The organism is Pseudomonas sp. CFII68 (assembly GCF_000416195.1).
In the GTDB taxonomy this organism is placed as follows: Bacteria; Pseudomonadota; Gammaproteobacteria; order Pseudomonadales; family Pseudomonadaceae; genus Aquipseudomonas; species Aquipseudomonas kilonensis.
This window is the reverse complement of sequence record NZ_ATLN01000050.1, coordinates 1-20707: the sequence shown is the minus strand read 5'-3', so window position 1 is coordinate 20707 and position 20707 is coordinate 1. Positions and strand designations below refer to the sequence as shown.

The window sequence follows — 20707 nt, the reverse complement described above, 5'->3', positions numbered from 1 at the left end:
CGCGCCACTTGGCTACATAGCTCAGTTGGTTAGAGCATAGCATTCATAATGCTGGGGTCCGGGGTTCAAGTCCCTGTGTAGCCACCAAGTACCGATTCATAGATGTCTACAGCAGTCTATGAATCACCTCAAGAAGCCCGCCTCGTGCGGGCTTTCTTGTTTCTGGACGTCCATCCTGGACTATCCGGTCCCCCTCACATCGCGTATCCCCCTCCCCCCACAACTCAGCGCAAATTACATTTACTGCGACAAAACCTACTTTTCCGTGACGCGTGTGCTGTACTGGACCTATCCAGGGAGGAAGATGCATGACCATTGTTCAGCGAATCAGTTGTTTGATCGGGTTGGCAGTTCTTGGTTTGGGACTGGTGGCGGGCATCGGCTCCTATCAGGCCAGCGCTGTATTCGATGCGGCGAGTTACGGCAACGTCAATACGGTGCCCAGTCTCATCGTGTTGGACGAGGCCAGCTCAGCCTTCTGGCAGCAGCGGGTATCTATCCAGGCGCATGTGCTCAATGCGGACGCGGCCGCAACGGCGGCGATCGAGACCACTATCAAGCAGGCACGGGAGGCGCGTGCGGCAGCCTTCAAAAATTATGAACCGCTTATTTCCGACGATAAAGATCGGCAAATGTTGGCCGATGATCGAACGCTCGCGGCAGCCTACGACGAGGTAACAGCGCGGGTTTTGGAACAATCGCGTACTAACCATAAAGATCAGGCGCGCAACCTGCTGACTGATGGCGTTGCCATTGCAGACAAACTGAACGCCGCGATAACACAGCACTTTGCCTATAATCAGCAGCTCGGTAACCAGGGCGCGGCCGACGCGGTCGCTGTGCGCGTCCAGTGGACGGTGATTGCCGGTGTGGCAAGCGTGCTGGTGTTGTCGCTAATTGTTCTGATTGGCTGGCGTATCGCTGTGATCATCCAACATCAATTGGGGGGTGAACTGCACGACGTGGCGCGTATCGCCAACGATATCGCGGCGGGCCAACTGCAGATGGCGATTGCTGTTCGCAGCGGCGATGAAGCCAGCGTGATGGCATCGATGAAACGCATGGCCGACAACCTCCGCGCCATTGTCGGGGAAATTGATGCAGCCTCTAGACAACTTTCAACCTCCGCGACCGGACTTGCTGTTACCACTCAACAGGTCAACAACAGCACCCGCCAGCAAAGCGACGCGGCAAGTTCGATGTCCGCCGCCGTCGAGGAGTTAACGGTGAGTATTGCCCACATTTCCGACAGTTCCCAAGTGGCGGGAAATACCGCGCACGAAGCCAACGGGTTCGCCGAGAACGGCGGCAAGGTGGTGATGCAAGCGGTAGCCGAAATGGACAACATCATGGCGGCAGTAGCCGCCTCCTCAGAAAATGTCAATCAACTTGCAGAGCAGTCGAGTCAAATCAGCGTTATCACCGCAGTTATCAAGCAGGTCGCAGACCAAACCAATCTGCTCGCTCTCAACGCTGCCATCGAAGCAGCCCGCGCCGGCGAACAGGGGCGTGGTTTCTCCGTGGTGGCCGATGAAGTCAGAGAGCTTGCCGGGCGCACTGCGCGTTCCGCGCAGGAAATCATCGGTATGGTTCAGGCCATTCAGCAAGGTACGCAGTTGGCAATCGAGGCAATGGCGCAAAGTACAGATCGGGTGAAGGAAGGTGCGCGCTGCTCCAACGCCGCGGGCATGGCGATGGATGAAATCCGCCGAAGCAATACTCGCATGCAAGACGTTGTCGCCGGTATTGCCTCGGCACTACAGGAACAACGCTCTGCTAGTTTACTGGTAGCTGAATACGTCGATCGAGTGGCACAAATGACCGAGGAAACCAGCGTCGCGACCAATACCCTGAGCCAATCCGCAGCGAGCATGCAACAGTTGGCGGATCGCCTGAATGTTACAATGCGTCGATTCACGCTTTGAATATGGCATTCTCACAGAAGAGGCCATCACAGTACTAAAACGGCTTATCGAAAGATAAGCCGTTTTTTATGCCTTGAGAAAAGTACCCACCCTCTCTGGATTTATTTGCACGCCCCTGTGGCAAGAAGCCTTGTTGATTTGCGCCCCACGCCTCGCATCGCTACAGTCAATTTCCATACCCCAGGCCCACGGATGGAGCGACACGTGCTTATAGATCTGAAACCAAACCTTCATCGTCTGTCAGCCGTTTCGTTGCTGGCTGTCGCGCTAACGCTTAGCGCCTGCAAGGCCCCACCCTCCTCCACGACCACACCGACATTACCTTCCCCGCCGGAAATCACGTCCGGCTACCGCACCGATGTGCAGGCCCGTCACGCCGACAAGCATATGGCGGCCGCGGCCAACCCGTTGGCGGCCGAGGCCGGGCGGGAGATGTTGCGACGTGGCGGCTCGGCCATCGACGCGGCAATTGCGATGCAAGCGGTGCTGACGCTGGTGGAACCGCAATCTTCAGGCATCGGCGGCGGCGCGTTCATCGTGCTGTGGGATGGCAAGGCCGTGCGCACCTATGACGGTCGCGAAACAGCACCGGCCGGCGCCACCGAAAGACTTTTCCTGCAAGCCGACGGTAAACCCATGCCGTTTACCGCCGCCCAAATCGGCGGTCGTTCTGTCGGTACACCGGGGGTATTGCGCGGACTGGAACTGGCCCATCGCAAACATGGCCGTCTCGAATGGGCGAGGCTGTTCGAGCCGGCCATCGCGCTGGCGGAGCAGGGCTTCGCGATCTCCCCCAGGCTGCACGCCTTGATCGCGTCCGACCCGTCGTTGCCGGGCTCGCCCGACATGGCGGCGTACTTTCTCAATGCCGATGGCAGCCCGAAGGCAGTCGGCACCGTGCTGAAAAACCCGGCATTGGCAGGCGTGCTCAAGCGCATCGCCAACGAAGGTCCCGATGTTTTGTACAAAGGGCCGGTTGCCGAGGAGATCGTCGCCAAGGTGCAGGGTCACGCCAACCCCGGCAGTCTTTCGCTGAACGACCTCCAGGGCTACACCGCACGGGAGCGGCCCGCGCTATGCACCGACTACAAGCGCTGGCAAATCTGCGGCATGCCACCACCGTCGTCGGGCGGGGTTGCCGTGGCGCAGATCCTCGGGACGTTGCAGGCCCTGGAACAGCGCGACAGCAACGCGGCCCTCGCCCCCTTGAAACCCCTCAAGACCGCTAAACCCGCCGGCATTGAACCCTCCCCCGAAGCGGTGCACCTGATCGCCGAAGCCGAGCGCCTGGCCTACGCCGACCGCGCCCAATACATTGCCGACCCGAATTTTGTAGCCGTGCCGCTCAAAGGGCTGGTCGATCAAGGTTACCTTGCCAGCCGAGCCAGCCTGATCGGCCCTCGTAGCATGGGCGTCGCCAAGCCCGGAACACCGCCAGGCATTCAGGTGGCCTATGCGCCGGACCGTTCGCCGCTACGCATTTCCACCTCGCAAGTGGTGGCGGTGGATGACCAGGGTGGTGCGGTGTCCATGACCACCACGGTGGAGTCGGCGTTCGGATCGCACTTGATGGTCCAGGGTTTCATGCTCAATAACCAGATGACCGACTTCTCCTTCATCCCTGAAGAAAACGGGCAAAAAGTCGCCAACCGCGTCGAACCCGGCAAACGCCCGCGCTCGTCCATGGCGCCGACGCTGATCTTCGATCATCAGGGTCGGCTGCTGGCCGCTGTCGGCTCCCCCGGTGGCTCGCAAATCATCGAATACGTCGCCAAGTCAGTGATCGGCCTGCTCGACTGGAACCTGGACCCGCAAACCGCCATCAACCTCCCCAACTTCGGCAGCCGCAATGGCCCCACCGAACTGGAAAAGGGACAGTTCAGCCCGACGCTGATCCAGACGCTGAAAGACAAAGGCCATGCGGTGAGCGAGATCGACATGAACAGCGGTACCCAGGCGATCGTCCGGGTGCGTGATGCGCAAGGGAAAACTTCATTGGCCGGCGGCGCGGACCCGCGGCGCGAAGGTGCCGCGCTGGGGGATTGAGCACTCGTCGATCAGGTTGAGTCAGCGTGCCAGGATGTTGAATGTGTGGCCGCCATCGCGAGCAAGCTCGCTCCCACAGGGGGATGGCGGCGAACACAATATCAAGGCTTTCCCGGATAAAACGGTGGGAGCGAGCTTGCTCGCGATAGCGGCGGCTCGCTCAGCAGGTTTCTCAAGTCGATAGCTGGTTGGCAAACTGACTCACCGCATCGACCACCTTCTTCGCCCCGTCCTGGATCTCGACAATCACCGTCCCCGCCTCGGCAGCCAGGGCCAGGCCGTGTTCAGCCTGGTGCTGGCCGTCGGTCATCAGTGCCACGGCGTTGCGGGCCATGTCCTGGTTCTGGCGGACCACGCCCACGATTTCATCGGTCGCCTGGCTGGTGCGCGATGCCAGTTGTCGCACTTCATCGGCCACCACCGCAAAACCACGGCCTTGCTCACCGGCCCGGGCCGCTTCGATCGCGGCGTTGAGCGCCAGCAGGTTGGTTTGTTCGGCGATGCCGCTGATGGTCTTGACGATGGTACCGATCACCAGAGATTGCTCATTCAGCGCCTCGATGCCTTCGCCAGCGGTTTGCATGTGCCGGGCCAGGTCGCGCATCACATCCACGGCCTGGGTCACCACCGTCGTGCCGCGCTGGGCGCTGCTGTCGGTCTGCAACGAGGTGCTATAGGCGATGCTGGCCGCCTCGGCGACGGCTTTTTCCTGGTTGACCTGGTCGGTGATGTTGGTGGCGAACTTGACCACTTTATACAGCCGCTCGTTGGCATCGAGCACCGGGTTGTAGGAGGCTTCCAGCCAGACCTCACGACCACTGCTGTCGAGACGCTTGAAGCGGCCAGCCACAAACTCACCACTGTTCAAGCGCTTCCAGAACTGCTGGTAGGCCGCGCTGTTGTATTCCTCAGGTTCACAAAACGTGCGGTGGTGCTTGCCCTTGACCTGCGCAAGGCTGTAACCCATGGCGTTGAGGAAGCGATCATTGGCCGTCAGTACATGACCACCCAAATCGAATTCGATCACCGCCGTTGAACGCACCAACGCGCCGATGAGGTTTTCATGCTCGCGGGAAGCCTCGATGGTGCGGGTCAGGTCATTGGAGTACATCGAAAAATAGCGGATCCGCCCGTCAGCACCCCGCACGGGCTGGAGGATCGAACGCAGCCAGGCTTCCTGGCCATTGCCTCGCAGCAGGCGCACGGCGCCGGAAAAGTGCTCGCCACGGGTCAACGCCGACTTGAAGCGAACCTGGAACTCATTGGATCTCAAATACGCAGGGACCAGCTCATCCACTGGCCGGCCAATCAAGTCCTGGCTCTTGTAGCGCATCTCGTCGAGGAAATTCTGATTGACCGATTGAATCCGTCCATCGGCATCCAGGGTGAGGCCAAGCATTTCGCGATCCAGGCTTTCCTTGACTTGCGCAAGGCTGGACAGTTCTTGGCGAAGAGCCAGCAGCTCCTGCTTCAGGCGGTTGTTGAACATGGGGCAGCTCCGACAGCAGAAGAATTAAATGGCTGTTCCCTTGCCATCGGCCCGGCGATTTTTTTCTAAAGAGCGCCCCGAGCCCCTATCGAAAATATTCCAGGGCGCCCGCGAACCCGATGAGCCTCCCATGGTCACTGGATTGTTCTACTGTTGCGCCTGACCTTTGAAGCCTTGCCGCCATCAATACCCATAACCATAAAAACGAGGTAATTGCCGTGACCACTGACATCGAAGACAGCCGTTCCGCCCGCTTCGCCTTGCGCTGTTCCAGTTTCGCCGAGCGCTGGTTCCCCGATTCCTGGGTCTTTGCCGCGCTGGCGGTGCTGGTGGTCGCCGTGGCGACGCAATTCATCGGCGCCACACCCACAGCGGCGGCCATGGCGTTTGGCGACGGCTTCTGGAGCCTGATCCCGTTCACCATGCAAATGGCCTTCGTGGTGATCGGCGGATACGTGGTCGCCAGTTCGCCGCCGGCCGTCAAATTGATTGACCGCCTGGCACGGATTCCGACCAACGGCCGCTCCGCCGTGGCGTGGGTGGCACTGATTTCCATGGTCGCGTCGCTGCTCAACTGGGGCCTGTCGTTGGTGTTTGGCGGTTTGCTGGTGCGCGCCCTCGCCCGACGCACCGACCTGAAGATGGATTACCGCGCCGCCGGCGCCGCCGCGTACTTGGGCCTGGGCGCAGTGTGGGCCCTGGGATTGTCCTCGTCGGCGGCGCAATTGCAGGCCAACCCGGCCAGCCTGCCGCCCTCGATCCTGTCGATTACTGGCGTCATTCCTTTCACCCAGACGATTTTCCTCTGGCAGTCCGGGGTCATGTTGCTGGCGCTGATCGTGATTTCCCTGATCGTCGCCTACGCCACCGCCCCGGGGCCGAACAGTGCCCGCGACGCCGCCGCTTGTGGCATCGACCCCAGTTTCAGTATGCCGGCGTTGCAGCCCCGTACCCGCCCAGGGGAATGGCTGGAGCACAGTCCGCTGCTGATCATCGCCCTGGTGCTGCTGGCGGCCGGTTGGCTGTTCCATGAGTTTTCGACCAAGCCTGCGATCAGTGCCATTTCCGGGCTCAATACGTATAACTTCCTGTTCATCATGCTGGGCGCCTTGCTGCACTGGCGGCCGCGCAGCTTTCTCGACGCCGTGGCCCGCGCGGTGCCGACCACCACCGGCGTGTTGATCCAGTTTCCGCTTTACGGCTCGATCGCCGCGCTGCTGACCACGGTCAAAGGCAGCGATGCCCAGACCCTGGCCCACCACATCTCGACCTTTTTCGTACAGATCGCCTCCCATGACACCTACGCCCTGTTGATGGGCGTCTATTCGGCGGTCCTGGGCTTCTTCATTCCTTCTGGCGGCGGCAAGTGGATCATTGAAGCGCCCTACGTCATGCAGGTGGCCAATGACCTGAACTATCACCTGGGTTGGGCGGTGCAGATCTATAACGCCGCCGAAGCGCTGCCGAACCTTATCAACCCCTTCTACATGCTGCCGCTGCTGGGGGTCTTGGGGCTGAAGGCCAGGGACCTGATCGGTTTTTCCTTCGTCCAGTTGCTGGTGCATACGCCGCTGGTGCTGGCGCTGCTATGGGCACTGGGGACGACATTGAGTTATTTGCCGCCAGTGATGCCATAAAGCCATAAAAAAGGGCCGATATTTCCATCGGCCCACTTCTTCTTCGGCTCGGTCTGTTTCAGTATGGATGCGCCCTGTTTCGAGGGGCCCACACGCTGAAAAGGATCTGAGCATGTCCAAACTCGCCGCACTTTCTTTTGCCGCCCTGGCCTTCAGTGCCACCGCCCACGCCACCGACATTGACGTACAACTGGGCAGCACCGAACGCGTCACCCGCCTCTTTGCCTACCCCAACAACTGCAACGTCATCTGCTTTCGCGACTGGACCCTGGAACAGACCGTCGAGCACTACCTGACCCAAAGCGTGCAGCGCGACGGCTATGGCACGGCCAAGGTCCACGTCAAAATCGATAACGACAAGGTCTATGCCAGCATCAGCGGCGTACCGAAGAGCTACGGCCAACCGCTCAAGGCCCTGCTTGACGCCGGGGACCTGGCGTACAACGGGGCCTCGAAACTCAACAGCGAAAAGAAATGGTCCTACAACTGGTACCTGTTCCTGCCGCTGGGCATGGCCCTGGAAAACCGCAAGAGTGTCGAGTTGCTGCACTTCCCGCCGGACTACTCCCTGACCCAGGCCCAGGACTATCTGGAGTCGGCGACCACCGATCGTTGGGCCACGCTGCTGACCGTCAACGGCATTGCGGTTGAACAGACGCCGGCCTACCAGACCATCATCGACATCGCGCCCATCGCAGCGCCGTCCAATGCTGGCAGCACATTGGAGGGACTCTATAGCTACTTCAAAGATTACCAGACCACCATGGTCACACAGGTCACCCAAACCGCCAGCGGCGCCGCGTTGCCGATGGTGGCCTTCGGAGCGCCCGTTCGGAACTGGATCAAGACCCAGTACGGCCAGACCGTGGGTGTGCTCGGCTTGGCGACCATCACAACCGGCAGCGGGGTCCAGGTTCCGGTCCTGGGCTCCAACCATCCGAGCTACATCTGGTACGCCGCCGACAAGGACAGCTACGACGGTGACGAAGCCAAGGCGGATGCCGCCGGCTTGAAAGTCATGGGCCAGGACCTGAGCGCCGCCTGCTGGCAGGCCGGCATGGGCAGCAAGCCGGGCACCGACCCGACCCCCCTACTGAACCAGTGCACGCAAACCTGGCAGGTCACGCAAAAGGAGAAGACCTGCGAGTTGTTCTACACCTCCATTCGCAACTTGACGCCGGATGAAGCGGCGAAAAAATGCGAAACGCCGGCGATCAAGTCGCAACTTCCGCAACTGAAGGTACCGATGCCGCTGCCAGCCGAGGCGGTCTAAACCTTGAGGCGCTTTCCGCGTAGGCTGGCGCTGACGCGGGAAAGCGCCTTTGGCACCTGTCAGAGTCGACAGTAGATGACGCCCCCGACTTGGGCGAAGCTATCAGGGTTTTTTCAACGACCGCCGGCAGGATCGCCAGCGCCAGAAAGTCGAGTGTTTAGCACCGACAAGGACTGTCATGACCACGTTCATCACAGATCGCGCCTGTTCACAGCACCGGGATTGCATCTACCCGGAAAAACCACTCAGCACCCGCCTGGGCTACCCCTCGGTGCACGATTTCGAAGTGCATCGCACGACCGACGGCCGCGGCAACGGCAACGGCAACGGCAACGGCAACGGCATCATCGCCCGTAAACCATTCGCGCCCATGACGAGGATGTGCAGGGTTTCGGGGTTACTGGTGAGCCGACGGCGCCTGCACACGCTGCAGATCCTGCCGGACGTCCACATGTATGACCCACACTTCGCAGGATTGCTGCTGCATTCCTGCAACCCGAATGTCTTCCTCGACATGAGCGAACTGTGGCTGTGGTCACTGGCCCGTATCGATGAAGGTGACTGCCTGACGATGGACTACGCCAGTACCGAACAGAAACTGTATCGACAGTTCGCCTGCCGGTGCGGTTCGTCCAACTGTCATGGCTGGATTACCGGCTATGACGAACCGCCCAATGAGCAGGGAATGAAGTTTCTACGGCACTGGCGCCGTCAATGTCACCGCGACTGACGAACCGGACTCAAGGCGCGTCGACCGGACGCAACCGATACTGCGGCGGCAACTGTTCGAAACCGCTGATCGTGGTGTCCAGGCTCTTCCAGCGTCCGTCCTTGATGCCGTAGATGCAGCCATGAATCGACAGTTTCTGCCCACGGTGCCAGGCGTTCTGCACGATGCTGGTATGGCCGACGTTGGCCACCTGCTGGATCACGTTCAGCTCGCACAAGCGATCGACACGTTCCTCCTCGGTCGGCAATTGGCCCAACGCCTCGCGATGCTCGTAGTACAGGTCGCGAATCGAACGCAGCCAGCCGTCGATCAGGCCCAGTTGCCGGTCCTGCATCGAGGCACGCACGCCGCCACAGCCGTAATGGCCGGTGACCAGGATGTGTTTGACCTTGAGCACGTCCACTGCGTACTGGATCACCGACAGGCAGTTGAGGTCCGTGTGCAGCACTACGTTGGCCACGTTGCGGTGCACGAACAGATCGCCCGGCAGCATGCCGACGATCTCGTTGGCTGGCACCCGCGCATCGGAACAGCCGATCCACAGGTATTCCGGGGTTTGCTGACGAGCCAGCTTGGAGAAGAAGTCAGGATCTTCCTGCTTGATCGCATCGGCCCAACGCGCGTTGTTATCAATCAGATCTTGTAATTCGTTCATGCTGTCTAGCCTCGATTGAGAGTGCGCAACTGTGACAAACGACCGCCGGTCGAGGTCACGTCGGCGATGCATTGGAATTCCTGGATGCGCTGCCGGTCGACACCAGTAAGGCCCACAGTATGAGGAATTGCCATGAATGATTCACGACGCCCCTTCGATGCGACGCAACCGGAACCCATTGACGACAACGAGGATCGCATGGGCTCGATGCATGAGTTGGAATTCGACGAAGAAGAACCCAGCGCGAAGATCGGTGACGAACTGCCAAAAGATGAGCGCGAACAGCTGATGCCTCGCGAACGCGTGCGCGAAGCCGGGCTGACCGGGGCTTCGACGGATGATCACGAATCGACCGACGACGACATGAGCCCGGAAACCCTCATTCGCGAAGACGGCGCCCGGGATGCCTTCGAGGCCGGCGGCGACGAACAGGCGGACTGGGACCTGAGTGTGGTGGATGAAAATGATATTGGCGGGGGTGATGGACTGGACGAGGCAGAAATGGCCGCTATCGATCCGCTGGATGGCAAGCGCTAACCAGACCCTGTGGGAGCGAGCCTGCTCGCGAAAGCGGTGGGTCAGCTTGCATCATTGTCGAATGTGCCGAAGCCATCGCGAGCAGGCTCGCTCCCACAGGGGGTTTGTGTTTGGCCTCGGATTTGATGTTCCTACCCATACCCTGTGGGAGCGAGCTTGCTCGCGATGGCGGTGGATCAGTTTGCATCAATGTCGAATCTACCGCCGTCTTCGCGAGCAAGCCCGCTCCCACAGGGGGGCGTGGCAGTTCAGTCCACCAAGGTACACGCCATGACCACCGCATCCTCACGCCCGCCCACTGCCGGGTAGTAATCCCGGCGCCGGCCAATTTCATTGAAGCCATAGCGCTCATACAGCCGGAACGCCGTGCGGTTGCTGTCGCGCACCTCCAGGAAGCATTCCCGGGCCTCGGCCTTGTAGGCAATCGACATCAAGTGCTCCAACAGGCGCAGGCCCAGGCCACGGCCCTGGTTTTCCGGTTTGACGGTGATGTTGAGCAGGTGCGCCTCATCCAGGATGATCTGCACCACGCCATGGCCCACTTGCTGCTGGCCTTCGAACATCAGCCAGATCTGGTATTTGCCCAGCCCATCGAGAAATATCCCCCGGGTCCAGGGGTGGCTGTAGGCGGCGTATTCGATTTTCAGTACAGCGTCGAGGTCCGCCTCGGTCATCGGGCGGAACGATACAGCGTCACTCATTCGATTCTTTCCAGCGCGCCATCAGCCGGCGCATGGCTTGCCAGACATCAGCCTTGCGCTGTGGCGTTTCCATTAACAATTCCAACCCGGGCAACGCCCAGGCCGAGCCCAGGCCTTCGACCTGCAGTTCACGATTGAACGCCTCGGCATCCGCCTCGCCGGCAAATTTCACCGCGGGCAGGCCGATCAGCCACAGGCACACGCAGGGCTCGTCTTCGAGGCGCGCCGAAACGAAACCCTGGACGAAATCCCGCGCCGCTTCGGGCCCCTGGTCCATGGTGCCGCGCGACAACAGCGGCCAGCGCACCGGTTCGCCAATGATCTGCGGGCTGTCCGGCAGACCGGCGGCGCGCAGCATGTCCTTGAGCAGCAGATAGGCTGGATCGCGGCTTTGAAACGGCTCACCCGTGGGCAACTCCACCAACAGCAGGCAACGCCCGGCCCGCAACAGTTGCAGGGCGAAACGCGGTGGCGCGACGTAGGGCGCCTTCGGCGGCGCCTCGACAACCTCCTCCACCGGCTTGGCGTTGGTACGGGTCGAGGCCAGGCTTGGACGCGGCACTTCGATTTTCGGCCGCTCGGCCACGGGCGCCACCGGCTCGGCGACCGTCTTGGCCACAGGCGCGGTCACGACCGGCGCGATATACTCGGGCTCGGGCGTTTCCAGCAGCTCGGGCCGCGACGGGGCGGCGAACGGCAATTCGGTACGCGGCAGCCAGTTGACCACCTGCATGGCGGTCAGATAGGCGCGGCGACGGGACTCGATAAGCAAGGGTCGGCCACTTGTGGATAACTGAAAGTGGGAGGGATTCTACCGCCCTTCGGCGCGGATCGCTTCCCTGTTGAGCCAATAGTTGATCGATAGCAAACGACAGTCCGTCCAAGGGGTGAATCGCAAGCGGCCCGATGCAGTACAATCGCCGCTTTTAATTGCCAACCCGACGGCCATTGCGATGATCGAACCCAAGCGCGTCTTGCGCGCCCTCGCTGAACACTGGGCATTGCTGGAACCTTTGTGCGAGCACTTCGACCAGGGCACCCTGAGCCTCAACGAATTGCGTTCACAGCTGGCCGCCCAACAGCTGGACAGCACACCCCAGGACATCACCAGCCTGCTGGATGTGTGGATCCGCCTGGACATTCTCGTACCGGTGGCGAAAAGCCCGAACCGCTTCGAGCTCAACGCCCAGATCCATGACTTCCTCGCCTACCTGCGCCGCGAACACCGCCTGGGCCTGTGCCTGGAGATCGAAGCCTACCTGCGTCACCTCGAGCGCCTGGCCGGCTACATCCAGGACGCCTTCGACATTCGCGACGGCAACGACCTGGCTCGCCAACTGCGCCTGCTGGACATGCGCGTGCGCGACGTGCTCAAGAAACTCGCCAACGACGAACAGGCCCTGGTGGCCGTGGCCGAGCGGGCCAAGACCAGCGACCGGCAGATCCCGCTGCGCCAGCGTTACGCCGAAGTGCTGGCGACCTGGGACGAATACGTCGAACCGATGATCCAGCTGGTGAATGCCGACGGCGCCTTCGAGCAAGGCGTGCGCAAGGTCGAGAACGTGCTGTTGCGCATGCTCACCGAACAGCAGCGCCTCGGCCATCTGGTGGACGACGACATGCTGCTGCGCACCCACGCGCGCATCCTCGAGATGCAGACCAGCGCCCAGCTGACCCTGCGGCATGCCCGTGAACTGCTCCTGCCGCTGCGCGAAGAGGCTCGCCGCCACAACGCCGTGACCCGTGGCGCCGCTCTGGCCCTGGCCGCCATTCGTCGCAAAGGCATCGATGCCGTGCCGCAGGCCGCCATGCCACTGTTTACCCGGCCGCAAAGCACCTTCCTGGGCAGCGCCAGCCAGGTCGAAGCCTACGTCTATGCGCTGGCCCGTTTCGAGCCGAAACCGGCGCGCTTCCCCAAGTCCCACAGGACCCACAAGGGCGGCGAGGCACCGCGTGCGCCACGCACCGTGCGCGAGATGGTCGAGCGCTGCGAAGACGCCCTGCCGATGCCGGACCTGATGACCTGGCTGCTGGAACAGGAACCGGACGGCGCCACCGACGAATTGCTGTATTGGTTCTCGCGCCTGTCGCGGGAAAAACGCTTCAAGCGCGAGCGTCTGGAACGCCGCGACTATCACACTCACGAGCATCAGGTCAGCCTGCGCTCCTTCGCCCTGCTCTCGGCCGGCGACACCGCCGCCGAGGATTCTGCGAGCATCCCCCATGCATCTTGATCTATCCGAACTGTCCCAACTGGCGCCGATCTTCCGCGAGTTGTTCAAGGGCTACCACGTCAGCCGCCGCGACCCGGAGCTGTACGCGCAACTGTCGAACTTCCAGGACCAGTACCGCACGCTGTTCAAGGCCCTGGGCTTCGAACTGGTATGCGACACCCGTGGCTTCTATTACTTCGTGCCGGACCTGGCCGCCGCGGCAGTCAACAAGACCGCCCAGCGCCTGGCCCTGTTCACCTTCATTCTGGTCGAGCACCTGGCTGACCAGGGCCGCGACCCGATTGCCGTGCTCGACGGCGGCAGCCTGGGCCGCGATGAGCTGCCTTCGCTGCTGGAAAAATACCGCGACCTGTTCATCCAGGCCGAAGTACAGACCCAGGAAGAGCTGGAAGAAAAAATCATGCGCCGCATGACCCAACTGGGTTTTGCCAGCGAAGAGAACGGCGTGTACCGCTTCCTGCCGCCGATGCATCGTTTCCTCGACGTGTGCCTGTCGGTCCAGCAGGACCGCGACCTGGCCGCCAGCCTGCACAGCGTGCTGCCGTTGCCGGTGCCGGTGCTGATCGACGAAGACAGTGACGAGAAGCTGCTGCAGACCGACGATCCGCTGGACCTCAGCCCCTTTGATGCCGAGAGCGAAGAAGACGCACTGGCCCGCGCCATTGCCGAAGAACAGGAGACCGACGCATGAGCAAGGAACGCTACGGCATCCGCCGCTTTGCCCTTTTGAACACCGCCGGCTACAGCCTCGGTCTGTTCCCGCTGGAAGAACCGCTGTCGGTGTATGGCGCGAACAACCTCGGTAAATCCGCCTCGATCAACGCCTTGCAGTTCCCGATCCTGGCGCGCATGTCGGACATGAGCTTCGGCAAGTACAGCCTGGAGCAATCCCGGCGTTTCTACTTTGCCTCGGACACCAGCTACATCCTGGTGGAAGTCGCCCTGCCCCACGGCCCACACGTGATTGGCGTGGTCGGTCGCGGCCCTGGCGGCGGTTTCGGTCACCAGTTCTTTGCCTACGCCGGCAAACTGGACCTGGCCCACTATCAGAAGAATGACACCTGCCTGCGGCAGAAAGAGCTGTTCACCAACCTGGAGCGCGAAGGCCTGAAAGCCTACGAACTCAAGCCGGATGAACTGCGACGCCTGCTGGTGGGTGGCCACACCTCGATCCCGCTGGACCTGACGCTGATCCCGCTGCGCTCCACCAGCGAGCAAAGCCTCAAGACCTTCCGCGCACTGTTCATCAACCTGCTGCACATGCGCGAAATCACTGCAGCCAAGCTCAAGCAACTGTTCCTCGACGCGTTCGAACACAGCCTGCGCTCCGGCAGCGTGGACTACATCGCCGCGTGCGAAGAAGCCTTCCGCGACGTACGCCGCATGGAGCAGGACTACAACTCCCTGGTGGCGGCCGGTCCGCTGGTGGAAGCCCTGGCCAATGGCGTGAAGCAGCGCGATAGCCTGCGCGGCAAATTGCATCGCCTGTCGCCATTGCTCGATTCGTTGCTCGGCACCTGGTCGGACTACGCCAGTGCGCGCAAGGAAGAGCTGACCATCCAGGCCGAACACTACCGCAACGAGCAGGACTCGCTGCAGAACGACCAGCGCGGCGGTACTCAGGAACTGATGCGCCTGGAACGGGAAATCAGCGGCATCCAGCGCTGGCTCGGCGAACTGTCGGTGCTCAAGCATCGCTTTGCCCTGGTGGATGACGTCAAGGTCCTGGAGCAGCAACTGCTCGCCGCCAAGGACGCTCACGACGAACTGGCCGGCGCCCTGGCCCAGTCCCGGCAGTTCAGCGCCGAGGACCTGGAAGAGCGCCTGCGCGACCTGGAAAAACGCCTGAAGTCGGTCAAGCAGCAACTCGATCACGCCGACAACAACAGCTACGCCCGCCTGCGGGAAGAGTTCTCGCAGCAGGACGTCGAACGCCTGATGCGCCTGTTCAACAGCGCCCTGTTCAGCCTGCCACTGGGCGAACACGGCATCGCGCTGGACGAGAATGGCGAGTGGGTCAAATCCATGGAGCTGATCCTCGACGGCTTCAAGGGCGAGCGTTTCGAAGTGCCGGGCCTGTCCATCGACCTGTCCCACATCGAGCCACCCGCCCTGCAAGCCCTGGCCGACCGGGCCGCGTTGCGCGACCAGAAAGAACGCCTGGAAAAAGAACTCAAGCAGCTCAAGACCCAGCAAGCCGTGGCCGCCGACCGCGCCGCGAGCAAGACCCAGACCGAGGCGCTGTACCAGCAGGTCCTGGATGCGCAGAAAGCCCTGGAAGACTTCCGTCGCAGCCAGACCCTGAGTGCCGAGGAAGGTGAGAAGCTCGAGCAACTGGCGCAGATGGAAGCCGCCCAGGACGAACTCAAGCGCTCCAGCGATGCCTTCACCGAGCGCGTCCAGCAGTTGTCCGCCAAGTTGCAGTTGGTGGGCCGGCAGATCGCCGACATGGAAGCCAAGCAACGCACCCTCGACGACGCCCTGCGCCGTCGTCAATTGCTGCCAGCGGACCTGCCGTTCGGCACGCCGTTCATGGACCCGGTCGACGACTCCATGGACAACCTGCTGCCGCTGCTCAATGACTACCAGGACAGCTGGCAAGGGCTGCTGCGGGTCGACGGCCAGATCGAAGCGCTGTATGCCCAGGTGCGCCTCAAGGGCGTGGCCAAGTTCGACAGCGAAGACGACATGGAGCGACGCCTGCAACTGCTGATCAACGCCTATGCCCACCGCACCGACGAAGCCCTGACCCTGGGCAAGGCGCGCCGTGCGGCGGTGACCGACATCGCCCGAACGCTGCGCAACATCCGCAGCGACTACGACAGCCTCGAGCACCAACTGGCGCTGTTCAACCGCGAGATCAACAAGCGCCAGGTGTCCAACCTGCAGAGCTTCCGGATCGTCCTGGCGCCGAACAAGGAAGCGCTCAAGCACATCGACCAGATCATCCACAGCGCCGGCCAGTACGAGGAAGGCGAGACTTTGTCGGTGTTCGACCTAAGCCAGAGCGCCGAGCAGGACAACAAGAACGAAGAAGCCAAGGAGTACCTGGCGCGGCTGGTGGCGGCGAACCACAACCAGCTCGGCCTCAAGGACCTGTTCGAGCTGGCGTTCGAGATCACCAAGGTCAACGGCCAGCCAGTGATCCACACCGACATCGACGGCGCGGCGTCCAACGGCACCACCATGACCATCAAGGCGCTGACCAACATGTACTTGTTGCTGCACCTGATGGACCGCGAACAGGCCGGCCGCGTGCGCCTGCCGTACTACCTGGACGAAGCCGCGGACATCGACGAGAAAAACCAGGCCGCCCTGCTGGAAACCAGCCTGCAACTGGGCTTCGTGCCGATCCTGGCCAGTGTGAAGCCGCAAGTCTGCGCCAGTGTCGCCATCGACCTGGAAGGCGGCAGTGGGCCGAACGGCATCTACATCGACGAAGCGGACTGGAAATACATCCGTCGTCACGATGCGGTGAAGGCCACGGTGAATGTCCAGGCCGACGAGCCGGAGCTGGATCCGGTGTGAGGTGAATAGCCGGGCATGAAAAAGGCCGCGATCCATTGGATCGCGGCCTTTTTTATTGCGCCGGTTTTGAGTCCGTAGGAGCTGTCGAGTGCAACGAGGCTGCGATCTTTCCACTGCCATTGAGTCCAGAGCGAAAGATCAAGATCAAAAGATCGTCCGAACGCGGCCCGAGCCTTCGCCAGCTCCTACAGAGCCCAGCGGGAGCAAGCTCCCTCGCCACAAGTGCTACATCCAATAACCTTACTTACCGAGACTGATCTTCGGCGCCCAGGTCAGCCATTCATCTTCAAACTTATCGAACAGCGGGAAGGTCTGCTCCGGTCGTGCCGGGTTGCCCATTCGTTCGCCATCCGGCGTTGCGAACGCAATACCGCCCTGGATAAGCGTTTCAAGCGACTCGGTGCGCACCGTCGCGCCCTTGAACAGACCGAAGTCCAGACCGAAGCCACTGCTATTCCAGAAACGTGTGCCGCTGCGCACCAGTGGCGCATATTTGGGCTCGATCAGGATATGGATCAGCACCCGATCCGCGGTCTGGCCCAGTTCATAACCAGTAACCTTGCCCACCGTAATCTCGCGGTAGGTCACCGGCACGCCAGTCTTCAACGAACCACGGCGAGCCGCGCTCAGCACCAGGCTCAATCCCGCTTCGGGCACCGCGCTTTCCGGTGGGTTGGCCAGGGCCACGAAGCTTTTCTGCGGCCCGAGGTTTTTCGCCGAAGGCTGCACTTCAATGTATTGGCCGGTTACCAGGGTTTCCAGGTTGGAGGTCTTCATCAACCCCAACTCCGGCTTGACCACCCAGAACTGGGACCCGACCCGGGCAATGCGCTCGGGCACTTCGGTGATACGCGCCGTGAGCAGCACCGATTGCATGTCGGCGCTGAGATCAACATCCTCGATCTTGCCCACATCCAACCCTTTGAACCGGATCGGCGTACCACTGCGCAAACCATCGGCGCGATCGACCTTGATCGTGACCTCGGTGCCGCGCTGTTGTGCCGCTTCATGATCGGCAAACAGGCGGAAACGCGGGATGCGTCTTTTCAGCGGCACATTGGGCTCCGGTGTTTCGAAGGCAATCCCGCCGGCCATCAGGCTTTGCAGGGACTCGCTCTTGACCTGAATCCCGCCCGTCAAACCGCCCGTAAGGGTGATGCCACTGGCGTTCCAGAAACGTGTCGAGCCGTTGACCAATCCTTCGTATTCTTTCTCGATGTGCACACCAATGATCAGTTGCTTCTTCTTGCGGGAAAACTGGTAGCTCTGCACCGACCCGACCTTGACCTGCTTGTAGAGGATCGGACTGCCGACTTCCAGGGAACCGAGGTTTTCGGTCAGCAGGACCAAGTGCAAGCCCGGTGAACGCAAGTCCAGCGGCGGCGCCTTTGCCCTGGCTTCGTACTCGCGTTGCGGCGCGCCACCCTTGTCACCCGGTCGCACGGCGATGTAGTTGCCCTTGACCAACGCTTCCAGACCGGTGATCCCCGCCAGGGAAATCGACGGCTTGACGACCCAGAACTGCGTGCCGGTTACCAGGTAATCTTCGGCTAATGGGTCCAGGGTCAATTCAGCCGTGGCGCTGGACAGGTCCGGATCGACCTTGAGGGTCTTCAGGCTGCCGACCTGGATGCCTTTGTACATGACCGGTGTACGACCGGCCTGCAAGCCCTCGAAATCGCTGAGCTTGACCTTCACCCGGATGCCCGCCGCAGCGGCGTCAAAGTCTTCGTAAAGACGGAACGGCAGGCTTGGGTCCGTCGGCGGGCTGTCCTTGCGGCTTTCCGGGGTGGCGAAGGCAATCCCGCCGGCCACGATGCTGGCCAGGGACTCGCTGCGCACTTTGACGCCCGAGAGGTTGGCATCGATGCTGATGCCACTGGCGTTCCAGAAACGCGTGTGTTTACGCACCAGGCTGGCGTAGGTCGGTTCGATGAAGACCTTGATTTCGACGGTGCGCTGGTCTTCGGAGAGCAGGTAGCTTTTCACCTGGCCGACCTGGATCTGCTTGTAGAACACCGGGCTGCCGCGGTTCAGCGACCCCAATCGTTCAGCCTTGATGGTCAGGTGCAAACCCGGCTTGGCATCCGACAGGGGTGGCTCTTCGACCAAGGCCTTGAATTTACGGGCCGATTCGCCTTCACCCGGGCTGATAGCAACGTAGTTGCCCGATACCAGGGTTTCCAGGCCGGTGATACCGGCCAGGCTCACGCTCGGCTTGACCAGCCAGAAACGTGTTCCGGTCTTGAGGTATTGCTCGACATCCTTGTTCATCTCGACCGTCGCGACCACCCCCTTGGAGCTGCCTTCGTCATCGAGTGTAAGGGCCGTCACTTTTCCGACCGGCATCCCTTTGTAGACGACTTCGGTTTTGTTGACCTGGATGCCTTCGCCACTCTCAAAGCGCACATTGATCTCGATTCCGGTCTCGTTATAAGCCCGCCAGCCGAGCCAGCCGCCGATGATCAACGCAATCAGCGGCAGGACCCAGATGGCCGACCAGTTCGAAGCCGGTCGGGTTTTAGCGGTAGGCAAATCAGTCATGGTCGTCATCCGACTCCGTGTTATCCCAAATCAGTCGGGGATCGAAGGTTACTGCGGCAATCATTGTCAAAATCACTACGCTGGCGAAAGCAATCGCGCCGAGACCGGCTTCGACACTGGCGAGCCGCCCAAAATTCACCACCGCCACCAGAATGGCGATCACGAAAATATCGAGCATCGACCAACGGCCAATGAACTCGATGAAACGGTACATAAGGATGCGTTGCCGTGCCGACATGGGCTGGTGCCGCTGCACGGAAAACAGTAACAAGGCGATACCCACCAGCTTGAAAGTGGGCACCAGGATACTGGCGATGAACACCACGGCGGCAATAGGAATCATGCCGTGTTGTACCAACTCGATGACGCCGGACATGATCGTACTCGGGGCGCCTTGGCCCAGCGAGTTGACGGTCATGATCGGCAACATATTGGCCGGAATATAAAGAATCGCGGCTGTGATCAACAATGCCCAGGTTCGCATCAAGCTGTTCGGGCGCCGGGGGTGAACCAGCGCGCCGCAGCGAGTACAGGTTTGGTTGTCGGCTTCAGCATCCTGCCGATTCAACTCATGGCATTCCGCACAGATCAGAATCCCTGCATCAATCGCCCGCATGGGCATCTTCTCCTGATAACGCCTGCCAGACCTGATGCGGTGACATCACCACCTCCAACCAGACCTGGACCAGCAACAAACTGATGAAGCACACCAGGCCAAGGCCTATGGTCATGGCCGCCATGTCTGCCAACTTGACGATGGCCACCAGCACGCCCATGAGGTAGACCTCAAGCATCCCCCAGTCTCGTAAATGGTGATAAATGCGGTAGAGCAGCAAACCGTAGCTACGGCCAACGTCCAAGCGAATGGTCAGCAGCACAGCCAACTGGCAAAGCAACTTGAGTAGTGGAATACCCATGCTGCACAGGAACACCACCGCCGATACACCTTGCATACCGGTATCGAACAGACCGACCACGCCACTCCAAACGGTGTCCTGGGAGGACTGCCCGAGCAGATTGAGTTGCATGATGGGTAAGAAGTTGGCCGGCACATATAACAGCAGGGCGGCGATCACCAAGGCAAGACTGCGTTCGACTACATTGTGCCGGTGAGCATAGAGCTCATAGCCACAGCGGGGGCACTCGGCTTTTTCACCATGGGCCAGCTGAGGCTTGCGCATCAACAGGTCGCACTCATGACACGCCACCAGATCGCTCAGGGGTAGATCTGACAACCTATCAATGTCTGACGGATCGGGCATAAACAGCTCTGGCTCAGCTAAAGTGGGGCTATTCTAGTGCTCCAGCTCGGAAATAACTGTGCAAATTTATCACGAGCTTTCGCAGACTTTCCTGCGGAAAAAAACAAAACCCCTACCTGCGTCAGCAGATAGGGGTTTCGGAATTT

General features: G+C 61.0%; 15 protein-coding genes, 1 tRNA gene and 2 pseudogenes. 10 read left to right on the top strand and 8 right to left on the bottom strand.

The window, feature by feature from the left end:
- The first annotated feature begins 10 nt into the window (after nucleotides 1-10).
- From CFII68_RS18045 to ggt, 3 genes are all read left to right on the top strand, one after another.
- A tRNA-Met gene (locus tag CFII68_RS18045) sits at nucleotides 11-87 on the top strand.
- Nucleotides 88-308: 221 nt separating this feature from the next.
- On the top strand, nucleotides 309-1925 hold the full coding sequence (locus tag CFII68_RS18050; RefSeq protein WP_018604607.1) for a methyl-accepting chemotaxis protein: 1617 nt from the start codon (nucleotides 309-311) through the stop codon (nucleotides 1923-1925).
- Between the two features lie 204 nt (nucleotides 1926-2129).
- Nucleotides 2130-3971 carry a gamma-glutamyltransferase gene (ggt, locus tag CFII68_RS18055; RefSeq protein ID WP_033062559.1) on the top strand — a complete coding sequence of 614 codons (1842 nt, stop codon included), beginning with the start codon at nucleotides 2130-2132 and terminating at the stop codon, nucleotides 3969-3971.
- A gap of 172 nt (nucleotides 3972-4143) precedes the next feature.
- Here ggt and CFII68_RS28170 read toward each other — a convergent pair.
- A pseudogene (locus CFII68_RS28170) lies at nucleotides 4144-4575 on the bottom strand (methyl-accepting chemotaxis protein); the annotation flags it as partial.
- Nucleotides 4576-4683: 108 nt separating this feature from the next.
- Nucleotides 4684-5370: pseudogene (locus tag CFII68_RS28165) on the bottom strand (PAS domain-containing protein); the annotation flags it as partial.
- A gap of 308 nt (nucleotides 5371-5678) precedes the next feature.
- On the opposite strand from CFII68_RS28165, the gene CFII68_RS18065 reads away from it, so the two are divergent.
- The 3 genes from CFII68_RS18065 to CFII68_RS18075 all read left to right on the top strand — a co-directional run bounded on the left by CFII68_RS18065 (nucleotide 5679) and on the right by CFII68_RS18075 (nucleotide 9100).
- Nucleotides 5679-7097: a short-chain fatty acid transporter gene (locus tag CFII68_RS18065; protein WP_003205576.1), complete on the top strand. Its 1419-nt coding sequence runs from the start codon at nucleotides 5679-5681 to the stop codon at nucleotides 7095-7097.
- A gap of 112 nt (nucleotides 7098-7209) precedes the next feature.
- The gene (locus CFII68_RS18070) at nucleotides 7210-8370 is read left to right on the top strand and encodes a hypothetical protein (RefSeq protein ID WP_018604600.1); all 1161 of its coding nucleotides are present in this window, start codon (nucleotides 7210-7212) and stop codon (nucleotides 8368-8370) included.
- Nucleotides 8371-8548: 178 nt separating this feature from the next.
- Complete coding sequence (locus tag CFII68_RS18075; protein ID WP_018604598.1) at nucleotides 8549-9100, top strand: hypothetical protein; 552 nt, start codon at nucleotides 8549-8551, stop codon at nucleotides 9098-9100.
- Nucleotides 9101-9110: 10 nt separating this feature from the next.
- Here the strand turns inward: CFII68_RS18075 and can are convergent, their stop codons facing one another.
- Nucleotides 9111-9755: a carbonate dehydratase gene (gene can / locus CFII68_RS18080; RefSeq protein ID WP_003205581.1), complete on the bottom strand. Its 645-nt coding sequence runs from the start codon at nucleotides 9753-9755 to the stop codon at nucleotides 9111-9113.
- A 132-nt stretch (nucleotides 9756-9887) separates the two neighbouring features.
- Here can and CFII68_RS18085 point away from each other — a divergent pair, with 132 nt between their 5' ends.
- Nucleotides 9888-10292, top strand: a complete 405-nt coding sequence (locus CFII68_RS18085) for a hypothetical protein (RefSeq protein ID WP_018604595.1) — start codon at nucleotides 9888-9890, stop codon at nucleotides 10290-10292.
- A 248-nt stretch (nucleotides 10293-10540) separates the two neighbouring features.
- On the opposite strand, the gene rimI is transcribed toward CFII68_RS18085, so the two are convergent.
- Together rimI and CFII68_RS18095 are read right to left on the bottom strand one after the other, a co-directional pair.
- Nucleotides 10541-10993, bottom strand: coding sequence for a ribosomal protein S18-alanine N-acetyltransferase (rimI, locus tag CFII68_RS18090; RefSeq protein ID WP_003205585.1), 453 nt, complete (start codon nucleotides 10991-10993; stop codon nucleotides 10541-10543).
- Nucleotides 10986-11765 carry a hypothetical protein gene (locus CFII68_RS18095; RefSeq protein ID WP_018604593.1) on the bottom strand — a complete coding sequence of 260 codons (780 nt, stop codon included), beginning with the start codon at nucleotides 11763-11765 and terminating at the stop codon, nucleotides 10986-10988. The genes rimI and CFII68_RS18095 overlap by 8 nt, the downstream gene beginning before the upstream one ends.
- Nucleotides 11766-11946: 181 nt before the next feature.
- Between CFII68_RS18095 and mksB the strand changes: the two genes are divergently transcribed.
- From mksB to mksF, 3 genes are read left to right on the top strand one after another with little or no spacing between them, the layout of a single operon-like run.
- On the top strand, nucleotides 11947-13227 hold the full coding sequence (gene mksB, locus CFII68_RS18100) for an Mks condensin complex protein MksB (RefSeq protein WP_018604590.1): 1281 nt from the start codon (nucleotides 11947-11949) through the stop codon (nucleotides 13225-13227).
- Nucleotides 13217-13918 carry an Mks condensin complex protein MksE gene (mksE, locus tag CFII68_RS18105; RefSeq protein ID WP_018604588.1) on the top strand — a complete coding sequence of 234 codons (702 nt, stop codon included), beginning with the start codon at nucleotides 13217-13219 and terminating at the stop codon, nucleotides 13916-13918. Before mksB ends, mksE begins: the two co-directional genes overlap by 11 nt.
- Entirely contained in the window at nucleotides 13915-16755 is a 2841-nt protein-coding gene (mksF, locus tag CFII68_RS18110; protein WP_018604586.1) for an Mks condensin complex protein MksF, read from the top strand. Before mksE ends, mksF begins: the two co-directional genes overlap by 4 nt.
- A gap of 240 nt (nucleotides 16756-16995) precedes the next feature.
- Here mksF and CFII68_RS18115 read toward each other — a convergent pair whose 3' ends face one another.
- Genes CFII68_RS18115 through CFII68_RS18125 form a run of 3 tightly spaced genes read right to left on the bottom strand, consistent with a single transcriptional unit; the run spans nucleotide 16996 to nucleotide 20561 of the window.
- Nucleotides 16996-19299 carry a PqiB family protein gene (locus CFII68_RS18115; protein ID WP_018604584.1) on the bottom strand — a complete coding sequence of 768 codons (2304 nt, stop codon included), beginning with the start codon at nucleotides 19297-19299 and terminating at the stop codon, nucleotides 16996-16998.
- Complete coding sequence (locus tag CFII68_RS18120; protein WP_018604582.1) at nucleotides 19292-19915, bottom strand: paraquat-inducible protein A; 624 nt, start codon at nucleotides 19913-19915, stop codon at nucleotides 19292-19294. Before CFII68_RS18120 ends, CFII68_RS18115 begins: the two co-directional genes overlap by 8 nt.
- Nucleotides 19902-20561, bottom strand: a complete 660-nt coding sequence (locus CFII68_RS18125; RefSeq protein WP_018604579.1) for a paraquat-inducible protein A — start codon at nucleotides 20559-20561, stop codon at nucleotides 19902-19904. Before CFII68_RS18125 ends, CFII68_RS18120 begins: the two co-directional genes overlap by 14 nt.
- Nucleotides 20562-20707 lie beyond the last annotated feature (146 nt).